The organism is Kineococcus anabasis, from assembly GCF_054590795.1.
The window spans coordinates 215646-233343 of sequence record NZ_BAAIHU010000007.1 but is presented as its reverse complement, the minus strand read 5'-3'; the positions used below and the strand labels follow the sequence as shown (position 1 = coordinate 233343).

The 17698-nt window shown below is 74.5% G+C and carries 13 protein-coding genes; 9 read left to right on the top strand and 4 right to left on the bottom strand.

Annotated features, from left to right (window positions below; all coding sequences use genetic code 11):
* The first annotated feature begins 4 nt into the window (after positions 1 to 4).
* Entirely contained in the window at positions 5 to 826 is an 822-nt protein-coding gene (locus ACYQBY_RS11875; protein WP_459644058.1) for a YqjF family protein, read from the top strand.
* A gap of 51 nt (positions 827 to 877) precedes the next feature.
* On the opposite strand, the gene ACYQBY_RS11870 is transcribed toward ACYQBY_RS11875, so the two are convergent.
* Positions 878 to 1915 (bottom strand): LacI family DNA-binding transcriptional regulator, encoded by a 1038-nt coding sequence (locus tag ACYQBY_RS11870; RefSeq protein WP_459644057.1) that lies wholly within the window; start codon positions 1913 to 1915, stop codon positions 878 to 880.
* A 254-nt stretch (positions 1916 to 2169) separates the two neighbouring features.
* Between ACYQBY_RS11870 and ACYQBY_RS11865 the strand changes: the two genes are divergently transcribed.
* From ACYQBY_RS11865 to ACYQBY_RS11850, 4 genes are all read left to right on the top strand, one after another.
* Positions 2170 to 3201 carry an ABC transporter permease gene (locus ACYQBY_RS11865; RefSeq protein WP_459644056.1) on the top strand — a complete coding sequence of 344 codons (1032 nt, stop codon included), beginning with the start codon at positions 2170 to 2172 and terminating at the stop codon, positions 3199 to 3201.
* On the top strand, positions 3195 to 4130 hold the full coding sequence (locus ACYQBY_RS11860) for a carbohydrate ABC transporter permease (RefSeq protein ID WP_459644055.1): 936 nt from the start codon (positions 3195 to 3197) through the stop codon (positions 4128 to 4130). The genes ACYQBY_RS11865 and ACYQBY_RS11860 overlap by 7 nt, the downstream gene beginning before the upstream one ends.
* Before the next feature lie 103 nt (positions 4131 to 4233).
* Positions 4234 to 5874, top strand: a complete 1641-nt coding sequence (locus ACYQBY_RS11855) for an ABC transporter substrate-binding protein (protein ID WP_459644054.1) — start codon at positions 4234 to 4236, stop codon at positions 5872 to 5874.
* Between the two features lie 97 nt (positions 5875 to 5971).
* Positions 5972 to 8017 (top strand): beta-galactosidase, encoded by a 2046-nt coding sequence (locus tag ACYQBY_RS11850; RefSeq protein ID WP_459644053.1) that lies wholly within the window; start codon positions 5972 to 5974, stop codon positions 8015 to 8017.
* Positions 8018 to 8029: 12 nt separating this feature from the next.
* On the opposite strand, the gene ACYQBY_RS11845 is transcribed toward ACYQBY_RS11850, so the two are convergent.
* Positions 8030 to 9217 (bottom strand): SGNH/GDSL hydrolase family protein, encoded by a 1188-nt coding sequence (locus ACYQBY_RS11845; protein ID WP_459644052.1) that lies wholly within the window; start codon positions 9215 to 9217, stop codon positions 8030 to 8032.
* Between the two features lie 101 nt (positions 9218 to 9318).
* Between ACYQBY_RS11845 and ACYQBY_RS11840 the strand changes: the two genes are divergently transcribed.
* On the top strand, positions 9319 to 10002 hold the full coding sequence (locus tag ACYQBY_RS11840; RefSeq protein WP_459644051.1) for a glycosyl transferase: 684 nt from the start codon (positions 9319 to 9321) through the stop codon (positions 10000 to 10002).
* Between the two features lie 205 nt (positions 10003 to 10207).
* Here the strand turns inward: ACYQBY_RS11840 and ACYQBY_RS11835 are convergent, their stop codons facing one another.
* The gene (locus ACYQBY_RS11835) at positions 10208 to 12268 is read right to left on the bottom strand and encodes an alpha-glucuronidase (protein ID WP_459644050.1); all 2061 of its coding nucleotides are present in this window, start codon (positions 12266 to 12268) and stop codon (positions 10208 to 10210) included.
* A 198-nt stretch (positions 12269 to 12466) separates the two neighbouring features.
* Between ACYQBY_RS11835 and ACYQBY_RS11830 the strand changes: the two genes are divergently transcribed.
* The 3 genes from ACYQBY_RS11830 to ACYQBY_RS11820 all read left to right on the top strand — a co-directional run bounded on the left by ACYQBY_RS11830 (position 12467) and on the right by ACYQBY_RS11820 (position 16461).
* Positions 12467 to 13456, top strand: coding sequence for a LacI family DNA-binding transcriptional regulator (locus ACYQBY_RS11830; RefSeq protein ID WP_459644390.1), 990 nt, complete (start codon positions 12467 to 12469; stop codon positions 13454 to 13456).
* Positions 13457 to 13514: 58 nt separating this feature from the next.
* Positions 13515 to 15410, top strand: a complete 1896-nt coding sequence (locus tag ACYQBY_RS11825) for a prolyl oligopeptidase family serine peptidase (protein ID WP_459644049.1) — start codon at positions 13515 to 13517, stop codon at positions 15408 to 15410.
* Between the two features lie 106 nt (positions 15411 to 15516).
* Entirely contained in the window at positions 15517 to 16461 is a 945-nt protein-coding gene (locus tag ACYQBY_RS11820) for a hypothetical protein (protein WP_459644048.1), read from the top strand.
* On the opposite strand, the gene ACYQBY_RS11815 is transcribed toward ACYQBY_RS11820, so the two are convergent.
* Entirely contained in the window at positions 16430 to 17620 is a 1191-nt protein-coding gene (locus ACYQBY_RS11815; RefSeq protein ID WP_459644047.1) for an MFS transporter, read from the bottom strand. The two genes, ACYQBY_RS11820 and ACYQBY_RS11815, sit on opposite strands and share 32 nt — an antisense overlap.
* Positions 17621 to 17698: the final 78 nt, after the last annotated feature.

The following is a 17698-nucleotide window of genomic DNA, read 5'->3' as shown; positions in this document are numbered from 1 at the left end:
CGGCGTGACCTCCCCGTCCGGCGGTTCCGCGCCCGGCCCGCACCCGCGTCCCCTGCCCGTCGAGGCCCCGCCGCTGGAGGGTGCGGTCATGATGCGCCAGGACTGGTGCGACGTGGCGTTCCTGCACTGGGCGGTGGACCCGGAGCGCGTCGCGCCGCACCTGCCGCCCGGCACGGTGCCCGACGTCCTCGACGGGCGCTCCCACGTCGGGCTCATCCCGTTCCGGCTCGTGGGCCTGGGAGCCGCGCGCGGCCCGGCCGTGCCGTGGCTGGGCACGTTCTGGGAGACGAACGTGCGGCTGTACTCCCGGGACGCCGCGGGGCGGCGCGGGGTGGTGTTCGCGAGCCTGGACGCCGCGCGCCTCGGGTCGGTCCTCGGGGCCCGGGCGGTGTTCGGCCTGCCGTACCGGTGGTCGCGGATGCGCGGCGCGGAACGGGTGCGCGAGGGGGCGCGGGAGCTGGTGTGGACGGCCCGCACCCGCTGGCCCGGCCCGCGCGGGGCGCGCAGCCGGGTCGCGGTGCGGGTGGGGGAGGCGCTCCCCGCGGACGCGCCGGAGGCGGGGCTCGGGCACTTCGTCACGGCCCGGTTCGGGTTGCACGTGGCGCACGCCGGGCGGACGTGGTGGGTGGCGAACGAGCACGAGCCGTGGCCGCTGCGGCGCGCGGAGGTGCTGGACCTGGACGACGTGGGGGTACCGCCCGCTCGCGGGGGACTGCTCGGCGCGGCCGGTTTCGGGGACCTCGCCGCGCGCCCGCCGGACTCGGTGCTGTTCGCGCACCGCGTGACGACGCGGTTCACGTTCCCGCGCGCCCTGCCACGGAGCTGAGGCCGGCCGCGGCAACCCCGCCCGGCGGGGTTCCCGGGCGGGCGGGGGTCCTCAGGCGGGCGGCGGGGCGGTGCTCTCGCGCACGACGAGCTCGGTGGCCAGGTCGATGCGCAGGTTGGTGGGCACCTCGCCGCGGGCGAGGCTGAGCACCATCCGGGTGGCGGTGGCGGCCATCTCCCGCAGGGGCTGGCGGACGGTGGTGAGGGGCGGGTCGATCCACCCGGTGAGGGGCAGGTCGTCGTAGCCCACGACCGAGAGGTCCTGCGGGACGCGCAGCCCGAGCTCGCGGGCGCTGCGCAGGACGCCGAGGGCCTGGTAGTCGCTGCCGGCGAAGACGGCCGTGGGGCGGTCGGGGAGGGTGAGCAGGTCGCGGCCGTGGGCGTAGCCGCCCCCGGCGTGGAAGTTGCCGTACCGCACGAGCGCGGGGTCCACCGCGATGCCCGCCTCGTCCAGCGCGGAGCGGTAGCCGTCGATGCGGGCGCGGCTGCACAGCACGTCCGAGGGGCCGGAGACCACGGCGATGCGCCGGTGCCCGAGGCCGAGCAGGTGCCGGGTCGCCACGAGCCCGCCGTTCCAGTTCGCCGAGCCGACGGTGGGCACGTCGGGGGAGGGCTCGCCGGCGGTGTCGACCACGACGAACGGGATGGACCGGGCCACGAGCTGGCGGCGCTGGACGGGGTCCACCCCCGACAGCACGAGGATCATGCCGAGGGGCCGGCGGGCGAGGACGTCGTCGAGCCACTCCTGGCGGGGGCGGTGGGCGCCGCCGAGCTCGGAGAGGACCAGGGCGACGCGCTCGGGGGCGGCGACGGCCTCGACGCCCTTGATGATCTCCTCGCCCCACGCCGACAGCTCGTGGAAGACGAGCTCGACGAGGCGGGGACCGGTGGGGTTGCGCCCGCGGCGGCGCTGGTAGCCGGCGCGGTCGATGGCCGCCTCGACGCGGGCGCGGGTGGCGGCGGCGACGTCGGTGCGCCCGTTCAGGACCTTGGAGACGGTGGCCACGGACACGCCCGTCTCCGCGGCGATGGCGGAGATGGTGGACCGCGCGGCTGCGGATTCGCCCGGGCGCGTGGTGTCGGTCGTCATGAGCGGTCTCCACGGCATCTCAGGGCTCGAAATTTTCGAGACAAGGTAGCAGTGCCCGTCCGGATCCGACCGGAAGTTCCCGGAACCTTCCGGAGGTCGGGACGCCCGGCGGCCGACAGATGACACAACGATGCACCAGCCGCAAAGGATTGCAAGGGCTTGACCTGCGGCGATGACGTGCCTATGGTCACCGCCTGTATCGACGTACCAGTCGAAACTTTCGATTCCCACAGCGGTGTGGGGTGGAGGTGCGCATGGAGCGGCCCACGACGGCGGAGCCGCGGGACGCGGCGCGGCACGGCACGGCACCGGTCGGCCCCGGCACCGCCGGCGACGCCGCGGCGGTGGCGCTGGGGGCGCAGGCACCGCCGGTGCGACAGCCGAGGCAGACCTGGGGTCAGGCCCTGCGGCGGGACTGGCGCCTGTACTCCCTCGTCCTGCTGCCGCTGCTGTTCTTCCTGGTCTTCCGCTACCTGCCCATGATCGGCAACGTCATCGCCTTCCGGCGCTTCCGCCCCGGCGGCAGCATCCTGGGCGACGAGTGGGTGGGCCTGCGCTACGTCGAGCTGTTCATCAACGACCCGGCGTTCTGGAACGTCTTCAGGAACACCCTGGTCCTGGGGTCGCTCACGCTGCTCGTCGTCTTCCCCATGCCGATCGTCCTGGCGCTGCTGCTCAACGAGCTGCGCTCGCGCCGGTTCAAGCGGTTCGTCCAGACCGTCTCGTACCTGCCGCACTTCATGTCGATCGTCATCGTCGCCGGCATGGTGCTGCAGATCATGTCCGTGCAGGGCACCGTCAACCAGATCATCGGTGCCCTCGGTGCCGACCCGGTCCCGTTCATGCAGCGCCCGGAGTGGTTCCGCGAGATCTACATCGGCTCCGAGGTCTGGCAGACCGTCGGGTGGGGGACGATCCTCTACCTCGCCGCCCTGACCCAGATCGACGAGAACCTCTACGAGGCCGCGCGCATCGACGGCGCCAACCGCTGGAAGCAGACCTGGCACGTCACGCTGCCGGGCATCCGGCCCACCATGATCACGCTCCTGATCCTCAACATCGGCACCTTCATGGCCGTCGGCTTCGAGAAGGTGCTGCTGCTGCAGAACCCGCTGGTGTACCCGACGGGCGACGTGATCTCCACGTACCTGTACCGGGTGGGCATCCTGTCCAGCAACTTCTCCTACGCCGCCGCGATCGGCCTCTTCGAGGCGGTCATCGGCCTGACCCTCATCCTGTCCGCCAACGCGATCTCGCGCCGAGCAGCGGGGACGAGCCTGTGGTGACCACCGACCCGACCACCCTCCCCCGCCGGCCGGCGCGCACCCCGGCGGCCCGGGGCATCCAGGACTCCAGGGGCTACCGCGCCTTCCGGGTCGTCAACGCGGCGTTCCTGCTGGGCGTCGTGTTCGTGACGCTGTACCCCTTCGTCAACATCGTCGCCCAGTCCTTCTCCTCCGAGGGCGCCATCTCCTCCGGGAGCGTCAACCTCGTCCCGCGCGGGTTCAACGTCGACACCTACCGCGTGGTCATGGGCGACGCCATGTTATGGACGAACTACAGGAACACCGTCGTCTACACCGTGGTGGCGACCGCGATCTCCATGGTCCTCACCACCACCTTCGCCTACGCGATCTCCAAGAAGCACCTCAAGGGCCGCAACCTGCTCATCGGCATCGCGGTCTTCACGATGTTCTTCAACGGCGGCCTCATCCCCAACTACGTGCTCATCAACGAGCTGGGGATGAAGAACACCCTCTGGGCGATCGTCCTGCCCAACGCGATCAGCGTGTTCAACCTGCTGGTCATGAAGGCGTTCTTCGAGAACCTGCCCGAGGAGCTGGAGGAGGCCGCCGCGATCGACGGCCTCACGACGTACGGGATCTTCTTCCGCATCGTGCTGCCGCTGAGCAAGGCGGTCCTGGCGACCATGGTGCTCTTCTACGCGGTGTCCTTCTGGAACTCCTGGTTCAGCGCCTTCCTGTACATGGACAGGGCGGAGCTGTACCCGGTCACCGTCTACCTGCGAAACATGATCGCCGGGGCCACCACGGCCACCTCCGTGGGCGGCGTCGCCCAGGGCGACCTGTCGCAGGTCGCCGCCAACATCCAGGCCGTGACGATGGTCCTCACCGTGCTGCCGATCGTCACCCTCTACCCGTTCATCCAGAAGTACTTCGTGTCGGGCGTGATGCTCGGCGCGGTCAAGGGCTGACCGCGCACCGGCCGGAACCCGGCCGCCCGCAGGCCCGGCCCCAGGTCCACCAGTCCTCCCGCGTCCCCGGGCGGCGACCGGAGAAGTTCGAGAAGGGAACAGCATGTCCACCACACGCAGGAGAACCCTCAGCGCGGCGGCCGCCGCGGTCCTGGTCATCGGCCTCGGCGCCTGCTCGGGGGGCGACAGCGGCCAGGAGGCCGAGGAGGTCGTCTCGGAGAAGAAGACCGGCGCCATGGCCGACTACGGGGTGGGCGACACCTTCGTCGCCACCGAGCCGGTGACCTTCTCGCTGCTCTACCGCGACCACCCGAACTACCCGAACAACCCGGAGTGGCTCTTCTACGAGACGCTGCAGGAGAAGAACAAGGTCACCCTGGAGACCACGCTCGCGCCCCTGAGCGACTGGGAGCAGCGGCGCAGCCTCGTCATCGGCGCCGGCGACGCCCCCGACTTCATCCCGGTGACCTACCCCGGCCAGGAGGCCGCCTACGTCGCCTCCGGCGCCATCCTGCCGGTCAGCGACTACATCGACCTCCTGCCCAACTTCAAGGACAAGGTCGAGAAGTGGGGCCTGGAGGACGAGCTGGAGTCCCTGAAGCAGGAGGACGGCAAGTTCTACCTGCTGCCCGGCCTGCTGGAGAGCCTGCGCCCCGACTACACCGTCGGCATCCGCACCGACGTCCTGCAGCAGGTCGGCCTGCCACAGCCCACGAGCTGGGACGAGCTGCGCGAGGCGCTGCGGGCGATCAAGCAGAAGTTCCCGCAGTCCACCCCGTTCTCCGACCGCTGGCAGGGCGAGGCGTTGCTCAACTACGCCGCCCCCGCCTTCGGCACCGAGGCCGGCTGGGGCTACGGCGACGGCGTCACCTGGGACGAGTCGGCCGGGGAGTTCGTCTACACGGGCTCCACGGACGAGTACAAGGCCATGGTGGAGTACTTCAGCAGCCTGGTCGAGGAGGGTCTGCTGGACCCCGAGAGCTTCACCCAGACCGACGAGCAGGCCCTCGCGAAGCTCGCCAACCAGCAGTCCTACGTGATCAGCACCAACTCGCAGGAGATCCTCAGCGCCCGCAAGGCGCTGGACGCGAGCGTGGGCGCCGGGAAGTACGGCCTGTCCAAGATCCTCCAGCCGTCCGGTCCCGCCGGGGACGTCGTCGGCGGCACCCGCCTGGAGAACGGCCTGATGGTCTCCTCGAAGGCCAAGGAGAACGACGACTTCGTCGCGATGATGCAGTTCATCGACTGGCTGTACTACTCCGACGAGGGCCTGGAGTTCTCCAAGTGGGGCGTGGAGGGCACCACGTACACCGACGAGGGCGGCAAGCGGGCCCCCGCCGCGGACGTCACCTTCACCGGCCTCAACCCCGGCGCCCCGAAGCAGATGCAGAAGGACTTCGGCTTCTTCAACGGCGTGTACCTGTTCGCCTCCGGCTCCACCCAGGAGCTCGTCAACTCCAACCTCTACGAGGAGGAGGCCGCCTGGCAGGAGGCCATGACGGCCAAGGACCGGGTGGAGGTCCCGCCGCCCTTCCCGTTCAACGAGGTCGAGCGGGAGCAGGTGTCGCTCTACCAGACCACTCTCACGGACCTGACGACGCAGGCCACCCTGCAGTTCATCACCGGTCAGCGCGACATCGCCGAGTGGGACGCCTACCTCGCGCAGCTGGAGGCGGCCAACGTCGACGCGTACCTGAAGGTCGTCAACGACGCCCAGAAGCGGTTCGCCGAGAAGAACGGCTGACCCGCCCCGGACGGCCCGGACGCACCCGCACCCGCGGAGGCGGCCGGGCCGTCCCCGTCCCTGCCCGGCGCGAGCCACGACAGCACGAGGACCAGCGATGACCCTCCCGCAGACCCGGCGCATCCCCTACGGCGGCGACCACAACCCCGAGCAGTGGCCCGAGGACGTCTGGGCGCAGGACCACGCCGCCTTCGACCTCGCCCGCATCGACACCCTCACCGTCGGCGTCTTCGTGTGGGCCCTCACCCAGCCCGCCGAGGACGTCTACGACCTGGGCGTCCTGGAGCGCATCCTCGACCGGGCGCACGCCGAGGGTCGCCAGGTGTGCCTCGCCACCGGGACCGGCGCGCTGCCGCCGTGGCTGGCCCACCGCCACCCGGAGGTGTGCCGCACCGACTTCGAGGGCCGCCGCCACGTCTACGGCCAGCGGCACAACGCCTGCCCCAGCTCCCCGGCCTACCGCAGGCTCGCCGCGGCCCTCGCCGGCGAGGTGGCCCGCCGCTTCGGCGACCACCCCGCCGTGATCGCCTGGCACGTCAACAACGAGTACGGCGGGGCGTGCTGGTGCGAGCTGTGCGCCGCGGGGTTCCGGGAGTGGCTGCGCGAGCGCCACGGAACCCTGGAACGGCTCAACGAGGCGTGGAACACGACCTTCTGGTCCCACCGGTTCACGGACTGGGCGCAGATCGTCCCGCCGAACGCGCTGTCAGAGCACTGGCGCGGGCCCGACCACACGGCCTTCCAGGGCATCACGCTGGACTACCTGCGCTTCACCACCGACGCGATGCTGCGCACGTACCGCGAGGAGAAGGCCGCGATCCGGGAGCACTCCGCGCTGCCCGTGACGACGAACTTCATGGGCATGTACCGCCCGCTGGACTACCACCGGTGGGCCGCGGACCTCGACTTCGCCTCGTGGGACAACTACCCGCCCGACGACCGCTCCGCCTCCCGGACGGCCCTCACCCACGACCTGATGAGGGGCCTGAAGGACGGGCAGCCCTTCTGGCTCATGGAGCAGACCCCCACCGTCACCGCCTGCCGCGACGTCAACCCCGTCAAGCGACCCGGGATCATGCGGCTGTGGTCCTGGCAGGCCGTCGCCCACGGCGCCGACGCCGTCCTGTTCTTCCAGATGCGCGCCTCCCGCGGCGCCAGCGAGAAGTACCACGGCGCCGTCCTCAACCACGCCGGCCGCACCGACACCCGCTCCTTCCGGGAGGTCGCGCAGCTCGGGGCGGAGCTGGAGCGCACGGGGGACAGGCTCCTGGGCGGGCGCACCCCCGCCCGGGTCGCGCTGCTGTTCGACTGGGACTCCTGGTGGGCCGTGGAGATCTCCGACGGGCCGAACCGGCACGTGCGGTACCAGGCCACCGCGATCGCCTACCACCGCGCCCTCTGGGAGGCCGGTGCCCAGGTCGACGTCGTGCCCGTCACCGCCGACCTGTCCCGCTACGACGTCGTCGTCGCCCCCCTCCTGCACGTCCTGAAGGGCGACCTCGCCCGGCGGCTGGAGGAGGTCGTCGAGCGCGGCGGCACCCTCGTCACCACGGTCCTGTCCGGGCGGGTCGACGAGGACGACAACGCCTTCCTCGCCGACGTGCCCGGCCCGCTGGCGGACCTGCTCGGGATCCGCGTGGACGAGACCGACGCCCGGGCGCCGGACGTCGTCAACCCCGTCCGCCTGGCGATCCCCGGCGACCCGGGCGCGGAGCTCGTCAGCGAGGCCACCCTCGTGTTCGACCTCGTGCTGCCGCAGGGGGCCGAGGTCGTCGGCACCTACGGCGCGGACTTCTACGCCGGCACCGCCGCCGTCACCCGGAACACCCTCGGCACGGGGGAGGCCGCGGGGGAGGCCTGGTACGTCGGTACCTGCCTCGACCAGGCCGGGCTCGACCGGGTGCTGCGCCACGTGCTGCACCGCCACGGCCTCCTCGGTCCCTTCGCCGACGTCCCCGGCCTGGAGCACACCGTCCGCGAGGTGGACGGGCGGCGCTACGAGTTCCTCCTGCACCACGGCGACACCCGCGTGGAGGTGCCCGCCGCGACGAGCGGTGTCGACCTGCTCACCGGGCGCCGCGTCGTCGCGGGCGAGACGCTGGTGCTCGACCCCACCGACGTGCTGGTCGTCGAAGTGTCCTGACCGGTCGGCTCCTCAGCGGAACAGGTCCAGGGGCACCGCGCCCGCGAGGGCCGCATACCCGGCGGGGTTGAGGTGCAGGTGGTCCCCGCCGTCGTAGGCCGGCAGCAGCCGGTCCGGTGCGGCGGGGTCCCGCACGGCGGCGTCGAGGTCGAGCACGGCGTCGAAACGGCCGCCCTCCCGCACCCAGGTGTTCACCTCGTGCCGCGCCGCCGCCCGCAGTCCCGCCGGGTCGTCGTACCCCTCGTGCCCGCCGAACGGTGCGGTGGTCGCGCCGGCGACGCGGATGCCGCGGGCACGGGCCCGCAGCACGACCTGCTCGTAGGCCGCCACCAGGTCCGCGGCGACGGCACGCTGCGCGGCGGGCGTCGCCTCCGCCGTCCCGAGGTCGTTGACGCCCTCGAACAGCACCAGCCAGCGCACCCGGCCCAGGGCGAGGACGTCGCGGTCCAGCCGCGCCAGGGCGGCCGGGCCCACACCGTGCGCCAGCACCCGGTTCCCGCCCGCCGCCTGGTTCAGCACCGCGAGGTCCCTCCCCTGCGCCCGCAACCGCGCGGCCAGCAGATCCGGCCACCGGTCGTTGCCGTCCGTCGTGGACCCGCGCCCGTCGGTCAGGGAGTCCCCGAGCAGGACCAGCGCACCGGCCGGTTCCTCCCGGAACACCTCCAGCCCGCCCAGCAGGTACCAGTGCTCCACCGGGACCGCGCCCGGCAGTTCCTCCGCCCCGGTGTGGTCGCCGGCCAGCAGGTGCGAGGTCGTCCGGGAACCGGGGTGGGACGTGACCTGTTCCGAGGCGATCCCGTCGGCCAGGTACAGCGTCACGCTCACGTCCGTGCCCGCCGGGACCGCCAGGTCGACGGGGTCGGACACCACCGGAGCGCCCACCGGAACCGTCGTGGAGGCCCGCCCGCCGAACGTCACGGCCCGGGACGTCCCCGGGAGCACCGCCCGGGCACCCGACCCGCCGTCGGGCAGCGCGAGCGCCGCGCGGGTGAGGGGCAGCGGGGCCCCGCCGAACGCGTTGGACAGCCGCAGGCGCAGGCGGGAGCCGCCCAGCGTGGTGCGGACCGTCTGGCGCAGCGTGGTGTCCGCGAAGGTCCGTCCCGGCCGCGCGAACGGTGCGGGGGGCAGGTTCTCCGGTTCGGCGGCCTGCGGCGCGGCCACCCACGTGTGCACCCAGCGGTCGGCGTCCTCCAGCGGCATGCCCGGATCCTGCCAGAGTTCCCGGCCGGACCCGGGAGGGGTTTCCGGCGGGGTTCACCGGCGGTCCGGGAGCGCCCCGGGGACCGGCTACCGTGGGCGCCGTGACGCGAGCTGCCCGGGAGTTCGGCGAGGGCCCGCTGTCGCACGTCACCGGGGTCGTGCACTGGTTCGTCGTGGTGGAACTGCTGCTCGTGCTCACCACCGCACCCGGCCTCGCCGCGGCGCTGCTGCTGGCGCCCGAGGCGAGCAACCTGCCGCTGTACGCCGCCAGCGCCCTGCCGGTGGGACCGGCGCTGGCCGCCGCCGTGTTCGCGTGGCGCCGGTTCCTCACCGAGCGCGACACCTCCCCGGCGCGGCACTTCCTGCGCGGTTACCGCCTCGGTGCCGCCGACGCGCTGCGCACCTGGGTGCCCGCGCTCGCGGTGCTCACCGTGCTGGCGGTCAACGTGGCGTACCGCGGCACGATCGGGCTGGCCGCGGCGTTCACCCCCGGCTACGTCGTCCTCGGCGCGCTGGTGCTGCTGTGGGCGGTGCGCACCACCGTCGTCGCGGCCGTGTTCGCGTTCCGGTGGCGCGACGCCGCGCGGATCTCCGTGCTGACCCTCGTGGCCCGGCCGCTGCCGACCCTGGGGCTGCTGTCGCTGCTCGTGCTGTGCACCGGGATCGCGTGGGTGACGTTCGACGCGGTCGTCGTGCTGCTGGCGTCGGTGCTGACGTTCTGCCTGGTGCGCAACGAGCAGCCGGTGCTGGCGCACGTCCGGGAGCGCTTCGTCGCGGAGCCCTGACCGCTCCCACCCGCCCCGCCCTCCCGCCCTGCCCGCCCACCTGCCCGCCCATCTGCCCGCCCGTCTCCGGGTTTCGGCGCTCGGCGCGCCCCTCCTGCCCGCCCATCTCCGGGTTCGGGCGGTCCGCAGGGCCGCTGCGGTCGCCGAAACCCGGAGATGGGCGGGAGCAGAGGGGGACGTCCCGGGTGTCGCTCAGCGGTGCGGCTCAGCGGTGGATCGTCCGCCCGTGGGCGTCGGGCACCCCGGACTTGCGCAGGAAGTACGTGTTCACCTGGTCCCGCCACTCCCGCGCGCAGCGCAGCTGCTCCGCCAGGCGCTCCGCGACCCGGGCGAACACCGCCTCGTCCACCCGGCCCCGCACCCGCTCCCAGGCGCCGGCCATCTCCTCCACCCGTTCCGCGCCGCGGAAGTGCGTGTCGTAGACGTGCTGCACCACGGTGGTCCCGTCGTGCAGGACGTGCCCGTACGGCACGTGGTGGAAGAACAGCAGCAGCTCGTCCGGGCAGGTCTCCAGCGACTCGTACACGTCGCACCACGGCGCGGGGTACTGCCCCGTGTAGCCGGTGCCGGTGGCGCGGGTGCGGTCCACGCCGATCCCGTCGCGGTCGGCGAAGTGGTAGGTGCCCCAGGGGGTGTACTCGTACCCGTCGACATCGGGGCCGTAGTGGTGGCCGGGGCGCACCATGAAGCCGACGCCGAGGGGGGCGGTGTAGTCCTCGTAGGTGCGCCACGAGCCGTCGAGCACCTCGTGCACCACCGCGGCGACCTGCGGATCGGCGCCGAAGGTCAGGGCGATCCACTCGTCCAGCACCGCGAGGGGGTCGAGGTCCGGGCCCCAGGCCAGGCGCCCGAACGCGTACAGGTTCGCCTGCGCCAGGGGGTGCCCCGTCCAGAACTCGTCCGTGCCGACGTTGGACACGGCGACCAGCCCCGCGGCGCGCGATCCCGGCCCGCGCCCGGCGGCGACGTCGGCGACGTCCGGCCCGCTCCCGCCCCAGGGCCGGAACCCGAGCAGCTCCGACCACTGGGTGCCCAGGTAGCAGGCGTGCTGTTGCTGGCCGGTGTACTCCTGCGTCACCTGCAGCTCCACCGCCACCCGGGTGCGCGGCATCGCGGCGATGACGGGGGAGACGGGCTCGCGCACCTGGAAGTCCAGCGGGCCGTACTTCACCTGCAGCACCACGTTGGCGTCGAAGCGCCCGTCGAGGGGGGCGAAGTGGTCGTGGGCGGCGCGGGCGCGGTCCGTGGAGCGGTCCCGCCAGTCCTGGCGGTGGTCGTACACGAACGCCCGCCAGAACACCGTGCCGCCGTGCGGGGCGACGGCGCGGGCCAGCAGGTTCGCCCCGTCGGCGTGGTCCCGGCCGTACGCGAACGGCCCGGGCTGGCCCTCGGAGTCGGCCTTGACGACGAACCCGCCGAAGTCGGGGATCCGTTCCCACACCCGGCCGGCCGCCTGCGCCCACCAGCGCCGCACGTCCTCCTCGAGCGGGTCGGAGGTGCCGAGCCCGCCGACGGTGATCGGCGCGGCGAAGGACACCGACAGGTGCACCCGGATCCCGTAGGGCCGGAAGACCTCCGCCAGGCGCGCCACGTCGTCCAGGCCGTCGGTGAGCAGGCGCGCCTCGGTGGCGTGGACGTTGACGTTGTTGACGGCGACGCGGTTGACGCCGGTGGAGGCGAGCAGCCGGGCGTACGCCTCCACGCGGGTCAGGTCCTCGCGCAGCCGCCCGTCGGCCCAGAAGATCGACCCCCCGGAGTAGCCGCGCTCCACGTGGCCCATGACGGGGTGCACGACGAGGTTGTCCCAGTGGTCGAGCATCCGGAGCGGCTGCACCGGCTCGTGCACCTCGTCGCGGGGGCCCTCGGTGGCGGCGCGGGGGCGCAGCAGCGCGTACGCGCCGTACAGCAGGCCCGGCGCGGCGGTGGCCACGACGACGACGGTGCCGCCGGCCTCCAGCAGCCGGAAACCCTCCGCGGACAGCGGTGTGGTCCGCGCCGCGTCCCGGGCGAGTTCGGCGGGCAGGGCGCCGTCGGGCAGGGCCGCCAGCCCGGAGGGCGTCGCGAGGACGACGGTGGCACCGGCGGCGGCGCCGGGTTCCGCGACCACCCGGCCGCCGTGCCGGGCGGTGGCCCGCCGCAGCTCGCCGGCGACCGTGGCCAGGACCGGCGCGTCGTGCAGGTCGGGGGCCAGCAGCGCCACCGTCCCGGTGCCGAGGGGGGCCAGGGCCGCGTCGGGCAGCCAGGCCGGGGAGACGTCGGTCGTCATGGGATCACCTGCATCGCGTCGGGGTCGGCCCGCCGGCGCGCGCGGACCGCCGGCGCCGGCGCCCGCCGAGCCTAGGAACGCCGCGCCCGGGGTGGCAACCGTTTGCCATCCGTTGCCACGGGGCGGTCGGGCGGCGAGGATGGCGGCCCGCCGGCGGATCGACGGCGCACCCGTCGGCGTGACGAGCAGGAGGACCCCATCACCGAGCGCCCCGTCACGCTGCGGGACGTCGCCGCCGCCAGCGGGGTCGCCGTGTCCACCGCCTCCCGGGCGCTGACCCGCCCGGGACGGGTGAACGCCGCGACCGCCGCGCGTGTGCTCGCGGCGGCCGAGCGCCTCGGCTACGCCGCGAGCCCCCCGGCGCGTGCGCTCAGCTCCGGGCGCACCGGCACCGTCGCGCTCCTCGTCCCCGACCTCGGCAACCCGTTCGCGTTCGGCATCGTGCGCGGCATGCAGGCCCGGCTGCGCGAGGGCGGCTACGTGCACGTGCTGGTCGACACCGAGGAGTCCGCCGACGCGGAGGAGCGCGCCCTGCGCCGCCTGCGCAGCGGGACCGACGGGGTGGTGCTCGCCGCGCCCCGGGTCGCCGAGGAGCGGCTGCTGGCCTGGTCCCGGGAGGTCCCCCTCGTGGCGGTCAACCGCTCGCTGCCCGGTGCGCACGTCGTCGTCGACACCCCGGGCGGCGTCGTGCAGGCGCTGGACCACCTCGTCTCCCTCGGGCACCGGCACGTCGCCTACGCCGCCGGGCCGCGCACCTCCTGGTCGGACCGGCGGCGCCGCTCCGCGCTGCGCACCGCCGCGCGCCGGCTCGGGGTGGACCTGACGGCGCTGGGGCCCTACGCGCCGCGGCGGGAGGCGGGTGCCGCCGCGGCCGACGCCCTCCTGCGCTGCGGGGCGACGGGGCTGCTGGCCTTCAACGACCTGCTGGCGTTCGGGGTGCTGGACCGGCTGGCGGACCGGTCGGTGCAGGTGCCCGGCGAGGTGAGCGTGGTGGGTTGCGACGACGTGTTCGGCGCGGACCTCGTGCGCCCGTCGCTGACCACGGTCGCCGTCCCGCTGGAGCGCGCCGGGTACCACGCCGCCGACCTGCTGCTGGCGCGGCTGGAGGGACCGCCCCCCTCGGCGGGGGTCCTGCTGCCCACCCACCTGGTGGTGCGGGGTTCCTCCGGGCCGGCGCCCGGTCCGTGACGGGTGTCCGCCCCCGCCGCGCCGCCCGGGGCGGGACCGCCCGTGACAGGATCGCCGCGTGAGCGATCACGACCCCGAGGGCACCCCCACCCACCTCGCCGGCGACCCGGCCGTCCCGCCGGGCGCCACCCCCGCGGCCGACGCACCCGCCGGCCCGCAGGTCCCGCCGCAGGACGTCCCGCGCTGGGAACAGCGGTTCCGCGCCGGGCGCACCGGCCTGCCGGAGTGGGCGGAGCTGGCACCGCACCGCACCGTCGTGGAGGCCACCGTCGGCGGGGTGCTGGAGGCGCACTGCTGGGACGCGGCCACCGGTGAGCTGACGCAGGCGACCTCCCGGCCGGAGGGCACCTCGCACGTCACGATCGACCCCTCCGGGGAGTGGGTCTGGTGGTTCGACGACACCGCCGGTGACGAGCACGGCGTGTGGCGCCGCCAGCCCTGGGGCACCGGCCCCCAGATCCCGACGGAGGACCCCCTCGGCCTGCTGCCCGCGTACTCGGCCGGGCTCGCCCTGGGCCGCACCGGGATCGTCGTCGTGGGCCGCAACGACGACGCCTACGGCACCCGCGTGGAGGTCCTCGTCCCCGGCGGCGCGCCCGGCCTGCTCTACGAGCACCGCGAGGACGCCTGGGTCGCGGACCTGTCCGCCGACGACGCCCTCGTCGCGATCGCGCACAGCGAGCACGGGGACTCCCGCCACCACGCCGTGCGGGTGCTGCGCGTCGCCGACGGCACCGCGGTGGCGGAGAAGTGGGACGGGGAGGGCAAGGGCCTGAACCCCCTGGGTTTCGCCCCCGCCCGCGCCGACGGCTCCGCCGACCCGCGGCTGCTGCTGCTGCACGAGCGCCGCGGGAGGGGCGAGCTGCTGGTGTGGGACGTCGCGGCGGACACCGAGCAGGAGGTGCCGCTGGACGTGCCCGGTGAGGTGGCGGGCGCGGAGTGGACCCGCGACGGCACCGGCCTGGTCGTCCTCGTCGACTCCGAGGCCCGCACCCTGCTGCACCGCGTGGACCTCGCGACGGGCGCCGTGGAGCGGATCGGCCCGCGGGAGGGCACCGTGTGGGCCGCCACCGCCCGCCCCGACGGCGACGTGTGGCTGGCGTGGTCCTCGGCCGCGCAGCCCTCCGCGGTGCGCGACCTCGCGGGGGAGGTGCTGCTGCGCCCCACCGGTCCGCTCGCGCCGCCCTCGGTCCCCGTGGAGGACGTGTGGGTGGACGGGGAGGGCGGGCGCGTGCACGCGCTGCTGCGCCGCCCCGAGGGCGCGGGCGGCCCGCTGCCGCTGGTGGTGGAGGTCCACGGCGGGCCCACCCACCACGACACCGACTCCTTCCGCGCGTACGCCTCGGCGTGGGTGGACTCCGGTTTCGCGGTGGTGCAGGTGAACTACCGCGGCTCCACCGGGTACGGCTCGGCGTGGCGCGACGCGCTGGAGCAGCGGATCGGGCACACCGAGCTCGCCGACGTCGCCGCGGTCACCGACCACCTCGTCGCCACCGGCGTCGCCGACCCGGAGCGCCTCGTGCTGGCGGGCGCCTCCTGGGGCGGGTACCTCACGCTGCTGGGGCTCGGCACGCAGCCGGAGCGCTGGGCCCTGGGCCTGGCGGGGGTGCCGGTCGCGGACTACGTCGCCGCCTACGAGGACGAGATGGAGGGGCTGAAGTCGTTCGACCGGTCCCTGTTCGGCGGCTCCCCGCAGGAGGTGCCGGAGAAGTACCGGGACTCCTCGCCGCTGACGTACGTGGACGCGGTGCGGGCGCCGGTGCTGGTCCTGGCGGGGGAGAACGACCCGCGCTGCCCCATCCGGCAGATCGAGAACTACGTCGGGGCCCTGGCGCGGCGGGGCGCGGTGCACGAGGTGTACCGCTACGACGCGGGGCACGGCTCCCTCGTGGACGACGAGCGGGTGCGGCAGATGCGGGTGGAGCTGGACTTCGTGCGCCGGCACCTGCCCTGACCCGGCTGGGCCCTGACCCGGCTGGGCCCTGACCCCGGGCGCGCTCCACCCTGGGCGGGCAGCCACCCCCGCGGAACGTCCCCGGCCCGGTGAGCGTCCCAGGACCGTGACCGCCCGCGCCCTGCCCACCGCCCTGCTCCTCGGCCTCGCCCTCACCGCCTGCGGCCAGGAGCCCAGCGGGGTGCGGGCCGCTCCCGCGCCGCCGCCGTCCACCCTCCCCGGGCCGGCCCCGCAGCGGGAACCGGTCGGGCTGGTGCCCGACGACCACGACGGTCCGCTCGGCATCCTGGGCACGGTGACGCAGGAGCCGGGGCAGCCGGCCTACCTGTGCCTGGGTGCGCAGCCGGCCATCGCCCCGCTGCGCTGCGGCGGGATGCAGGTCGCCGGGTGGGACTGGGCAGCGGTCCCGGCGGGCTCGTGGTCGGAGGAGATGGGCGTCACCCGCGGCACGTACGTCCTCGTGGGCACCGTGCGGGGTGAGACGTTCACCCTCACCGACCGTCCCCGTCCCGAGGCCGACGCCGCGCAGGTGCTGCCCCCGGTGCCGCCGCAGGAGTGGGACTTCACCTCCCCCTGCCCGCCGCCGCCCGGCGGGTGGGCGCCGCCGGAGCCCGCGCGGACCACGGACGCCACGCTGCAGGAGGCGTTCACCCGTGCGCAGGCGCAGGAGGGGTACGGCGGCGGCTGGATCGACCAGCGGGTCCCGCAGGCCGAGCTGGAGGCCGGGGGCGGCAACGACCCCCTGCGCATGGTGCTGAACGTCACCACCACCGGCGACGGGGCGGCGCTGGAGGCGGCGGTGCGCGAGGTGTGGGGCGGCGCGCTGTGCGTCAGCCGCGCCCACCGCACCGAGGCGGACCTGCGGCGGATCCAGGAGGAGCTCCACGGCGTCCCGGGGCTGGACGACCGCGGCTCCGGCTCGGACGTGCGCACCGGTCAGCTGTACGTCGAGACGCCCGTCGCGCGCGCCTCGGTGCAGCGCGAGCTCGACGCCCGGTTCGGCGAGGGCGCGGTGGTGCTCAGCGGGATGCTGCGACCCGTGCGGGGGTAGCGGGCTCCAGCGGCACCCGGCCGGTGCGGTCCAGCCGGTGCGCGTGCACCGCCACGGCCAGGCCGGCCACCGTCAGCACGGTCGCGACGACCATGGGGGAGCGGTAGCCGAACCCCAGGTCGATGACGAGCCCGCCGAGGAAGGCGCCGAGGGCGTTGCCGATGTTGAACCCGGCCTGCTGCGCGGCGGCCACCATGCCCGCCCCGCCCCCGGCCGCGACGATCGCGCGGGTCTGGATGGCGGTGGCCATGGAGAAGCCGACGAAGCCGAAACCGAACACCGCGACGGCCGTGGCGGGGCGGGAGGTCCCGAGCGCGGCGAACGCGGCGAACACCACGGCCTGCCCCGTCAGGCCCAGGAACAGGGTGCGCGGCACCGACCAGTCCGCCAGCCGGCCACCGAGGAGGTTGCCCGCCGTCGCGCCGAGGCCGAACAGCACCAGCAGCCACGACACGCTGCCGGGGGAGTAGCCGGCGACGTTCGTCACGATCGGTGCGATGTAGCTGAGCACGGTGAACAGGCCGCTGAACCCGATCACGGTCACCGCCAGGGTCAGCCACACCTGCGTGCGGCCGAACGCGGACAGCTCGGTGCGCAGGCTCTCGCCGGAGGCGGGCACGTCCGGCACGAGCGCGGCGCAGGCGAGGACCGTGAGCACCCCGATGACGGCGACGAGCGCGAACGTCGTGCGCCAGCCGAGCTCCTGCCCGACGGCCGTGCCGAGCGGGACGCCCACGACGTTGGCCACGGTCAGGCCGCTGATGCACAGCGCCATGGCCTGCCCCTCCTTGCCGGGGGGTGCCAGGTGCCGGGCGACGACGGCGCTCGCGCCGAAGAACGCCCCGTGCGACAGGGCGCTGAGCGCGCGGGCGACCACGAGCAGCTCGAACGTGGGGGCCAGCACGGTGGCGACGTGCCCCGCGGTGAACAGCACCATGAGGCCGATGAGCAGGCGCCGGCGGGAGAAGCGGTGCGCCAGGGCAGTCAGGGTGGGGGCGCCGGCGACCACGCCGAGGGCGTAGGCGGTGATGGTCCAGCCCGCCGTCGGGATGGACACGCCGAAGTCGGCGGCCATCTCCGGCAGCAGGCCCATGGCGACGAACTCGGTGGTGCCGATGGCGAAGGCGCCCAGGGCGAGGGCGAGGAGGGCGACGGGCACGGGAACTCCGGCGGGTCGGTGCGGGCGGGGACGGGTGCTGCTCCCGCTCCGTCGCGGTGCTTCCCTCCCCAGCTTGGC